Raw genomic sequence first — 3,976 nt, 5'->3', positions numbered from 1 at the left:
CCGGAACCCTGGTGGGGTTCCGGGGCCTCGGCCCGGCGGTGGGAGCGGCCCGGCGGTGCGGACCGGCTCGGCGGCTCAGCTGCTCAGCGGAAGCGGCGCAGCCGGAGGCTGTTGCCGACCACGAAGACCGAGGAGAAGGCCATCGCGGCCCCCGCGATCATCGGGTTGAGCAGGCCGGCGGCGGCCAGCGGCAGGGCGGCGACGTTGTAGCCGAAGGCCCAGAACAGGTTGCTCTTGATGGTGGCCAGGGTCCTGCGGGAGAGCCGGATGGCGTCCGCCGCGGCCAGCAGGTCGCCACGGACCAGGGTGAGGTCGCCGGCCTCGATGGCGGCGTCCGTACCGGTGCCCATCGCCAGGCCCAGGTCGGCCTGGGCGAGCGCGGCCGCGTCGTTGACGCCGTCGCCGACCATCGCGACGACCTTGCCCTCGGCCTGCAGCCGCTTGACGGTGTCGACCTTGTCCTGCGGCATGACCTCGGCGATCACGTGCTCCGGCCCGATGCCGACCTCGGCCGCGACGGCCTCGGCGACCAGCCGGTTGTCGCCGGTGAGCAGCACCGGGGTCAGGCCCAGGGCGCGCAGCCTGCCGATGGCCTCGGCGCTGGTCGGCTTGACCGCGTCGGCGACCTCCAGCACGGCCCGGGCCTCGCCGTCCCAGCCGACCGCGATCGCGGTGCGGCCGGCCGCCTCGGCGGTGCGCTTGGCCTCGGCCAGCGCCTCGGGCAGGTACTGCGACCACTCGTTCAGCAGGGCCTCCCGGCCGGCCACCACGGCGTGGCCGTCCACCACGCCCTGGACGCCCAGGCCCGGGACGTTCTCGAAGCCCTCGACGGCGGGCAGTTCGCCGGCCTTGGCGGCGGCGGTGGCGATGGCCCGGGCGATCGGGTGCTCGGAGGCGTGCTCCAGGGCGCCGGCCAGGCGCAGCACCTCGGCCCGGTCCACGCCCTCGGCGGTGTGCACGGCGAGCAGGGTCATCTGGCCGGTGGTGACGGTGCCGGTCTTGTCCAGGACGATGGTGTCGACCTTGCGGGTGGACTCCAGGACCTCCGGGCCCTTGATCAGGACGCCCAGCTGGGCGCCACGGCCGGTGCCGACCAGCAGGGCGGTCGGGGTGGCCAGGCCGAGGGCGCACGGGCAGGCGATGATCAGCACGGCGACGGCCGCGGTGAAGGCGGCGGTCCAGCCTTCGCCGGTGCCCAGCCAGTAGCCGAGGGTGGCCACCGCGAGGGTGATCACGATCGGGACGAAGACCGCGGAGATCCGGTCCGCGAGGCGCTGGGCGGCGGCCTTTCCGTTCTGGGCCTCCTCGACCAGCCGGGCCATCCGGGACAGCTGGGTGTCGGCGCCGACCCGGGTGGCCTCGACCACCAGCCGGCCGCCCGCGTTGACGGTGGCGCCGGTGACGTTGTCGCCGACCCCGACCTCGACCGGGACGGACTCGCCGGTCAGCATCGAGGCGTCCACCGCCGAGGCACCCTCGACCACCGTGCCGTCGGTGGCGATCTTCTCGCCCGGCCGGACCACGAAGCGGTCGCCCACGGCGAGGTCGGCGATCGGGATGCGCACCTCGGCCCCGCCGCGCAGCACCGTCACGTCCTTGGCGCCCAGTTCCAGCAGCGCCTTGAGCGCGGCCCCGGCGGTGCGCTTGGAGCGCGCCTCGAAGTAGCGGCCGGCCAGGATGAAGGCGGTGACCCCGGCCGCCGCCTCCAGGTAGATGTTGGACGAGCCGTCGCCGCGGGCGATGGTGAACTCGAAGCCGTGCCGCATGCCCGGCATCCCGGCGTCGCCGAAGAACAGCGCCCACAGCGACCAGAGGAACGCGGCGGTGGTGCCGAGCGAGACCAGGGTGTCCATGGTCGCGGCGCCGTGCCGGGCGTTGGTGAACGCGGCCCGGTGGAACGGCCAGGCGGCGTAGGTGACGACCGGTGCGGCGAGGGTCAGCGACAGCCACTGCCAGTTGTCGAACTGGAGGGCCGGCACCATCGCCATCGCGATCACCGGCACCGCGAGCGCCACGGCGGTGAACAACCGCTGGCGCAGCGGGGCCAGTTCGTCGGCCGGCTCGGCCTGCCCGGCGCCCGAACCCCCTTCCGCGGCCGGGGGCTTGGGCAGCGCGGCGGTGTAGCCGGTGGCCTCGACGGTGGCGATCAGGTCGGCGACCTCGACCCCGCCCTCGAAGGAGACCTTCGCCTTCTCCGTGGCGTAGTTGACGCTGGCCGTGACCCCGTCCATCCGGTTGAGCTTCTTCTCGATCCGGGCCGCGCAGGAGGCGCACGTCATGCCGCCGATCGAGAGTTCCACCTCCGCTGAGGCGGGTGCCTGCGTAGTCATCGTCGCTCCTCGTGACGTCGTCGTGCGGTACGTTCGGCGGCCGGGCCCTCGTACCCATGGGGGGTATCGGGCGGTGCCGGGTTCATTTATACCCCTGAGGGGTATCGTCCGCAAGACCTGACGGATACCCCCTGCCCGTATTTTTCGGGGGCGGCGACTGCTTGACTTGATACCCCCATGGGGTATTCACTCGTGGGCATCGAGCGGCGTCGAGCCGCATCGAGACGCACCAAGGCGCACCAAGGCGCGTCGAGCCGCATCAAGTCGCATCACGTCGCACCGAGCCCCCGCCGGAACCCGAGGAGGACCCCATGGCCGGCTACCACAACGACAAGGACCAGCTCCTGCGCCGCCTGCGCCGCGTCGAGGGCCAGATCCGCGGCCTCCAGCGCATGGTCGACACCGACACCTACTGCATCGACACGCTCACCCAGGTCTCCGCCGCCACCAAGGCCCTCCAGTCCGTGGCGCTACAGCTGCTCGACTCCCACCTCGCCCACTGCGTCCACGACGCCATCGCGGGCGGCGGGGCCGAGGCGGACGCCAAGGTCGCCGAGGCCACCCAGGCCATCGCCCGGCTCATGCGGGCCTGAGCGCCCGGCCCGTCCCCCTTCTGTCCTGCCGTCCTGCCGTCCCGCATCACGAGGAGAAACGCCGCCATGAACACCCCGCTGCGCATCACCGCCTTCACCGCCGGGCTCGCCGCCGCCTTCGGCCTCGCCCTCGGCGTCGGCCACGCCACCGGCAACGGCCCCTCCCCCAAGCCCGCCACCGCCGCGCACGGCGGGCACGCCGGGCACGGCGCGGAGCCGACGGACGGCGGCGCCGAGCACCTGCCCGGCGGGCTGCAGGTCTCCGAACGCGGCTACACGCTCAGCGTCGAGAACCCGTTCGTGACCGCCGGCTCCCCCACCGACCTGCGCTTCCGCATCCTCGGCACGGACGGCAAGCCCGTCACCGCCTACCAGCAGCAGCACGAGAAGGACCTGCACCTGATCGTCGCCCCGCGCGACCTGTCGACCTTCCAGCACCTGCACCCGACCCTCGCCGCCGACGGCACCTGGAGCGCCCAGACCGCCGTCCCCGCCGCCGGGGAGTACCGGGTCTTCGCGGACTTCACCCCGGCCGGGGCGACCGAGGGGCTCACCCTCGGCGCCGACCTGCACGCCGCGGGCGACCTGCGGCCCGCCCCGCTGCCGGAGACCGGACGGACCGTCACCGTCGACGGCTACACCGTCACCCTCGGCGGCGACCTCACGCCCGGGCGCAGCGGCACGCTCACCCTCGGCGTCAGCAAGGACGGCCGGCCGGTCACCGACCTCCAGCCCTACCTCGGCGCGTACGGCCACCTCGTCGCCCTGCGCGCCGGCGACCTCGCCTACCTGCACGTCCACCCGGACACCGGCACCCCGGGCCCGGAGATCGGCTTCACCACCACCGCCCCGAGCCCCGGCAGCTACCGCCTCTTCCTGGACTTCAAGCACCAGGACACCGTCCACACGGCGGCCTTCACCGTGACGACGGAAGGCGCCGCCGCCCCGGCCGGCCACCAGCACTGAGCGGGCCCGTACGAGAGGTGCCGGGCGATCCCGCGGGGGGATCGCCACAACACTAGATGAATATCGCAAATATATTGAGAAAGATCC

Annotated in this window: 3 protein-coding genes; 2 read left to right on the top strand and 1 reads right to left on the bottom strand. The window is 73.4% G+C overall.

The genetic code is table 11. The features are described from left to right. Positions 1-83: 83 nt before the first annotated feature. Complete coding sequence (locus ACFRQN_RS40095) at positions 84-2,330, bottom strand: heavy metal translocating P-type ATPase (protein ID WP_380745589.1); 2,247 nt, start codon at positions 2,328-2,330, stop codon at positions 84-86. A gap of 311 nt (positions 2,331-2,641) precedes the next feature. Here ACFRQN_RS40095 and ACFRQN_RS40090 point away from each other — a divergent pair, with 311 nt between their 5' ends. Then, positions 2,642-2,923: a metal-sensitive transcriptional regulator gene (locus ACFRQN_RS40090; RefSeq protein WP_049651130.1), complete on the top strand. Its 282-nt coding sequence runs from the start codon at positions 2,642-2,644 to the stop codon at positions 2,921-2,923. 66 nt (positions 2,924-2,989) lie between these two features. Continuing rightward, positions 2,990-3,889 carry a hypothetical protein gene (locus tag ACFRQN_RS40085; RefSeq protein ID WP_074002473.1) on the top strand — a complete coding sequence of 300 codons (900 nt, stop codon included), beginning with the start codon at positions 2,990-2,992 and terminating at the stop codon, positions 3,887-3,889. Positions 3,890-3,976 lie beyond the last annotated feature (87 nt).

Source organism: Kitasatospora sp. NPDC056800, assembly GCF_042789775.1.
Classification (GTDB): domain Bacteria; phylum Actinomycetota; class Actinomycetes; order Streptomycetales; family Streptomycetaceae; genus Kitasatospora.
This window is presented reverse-complemented; position numbering and strand designations above follow the sequence as displayed.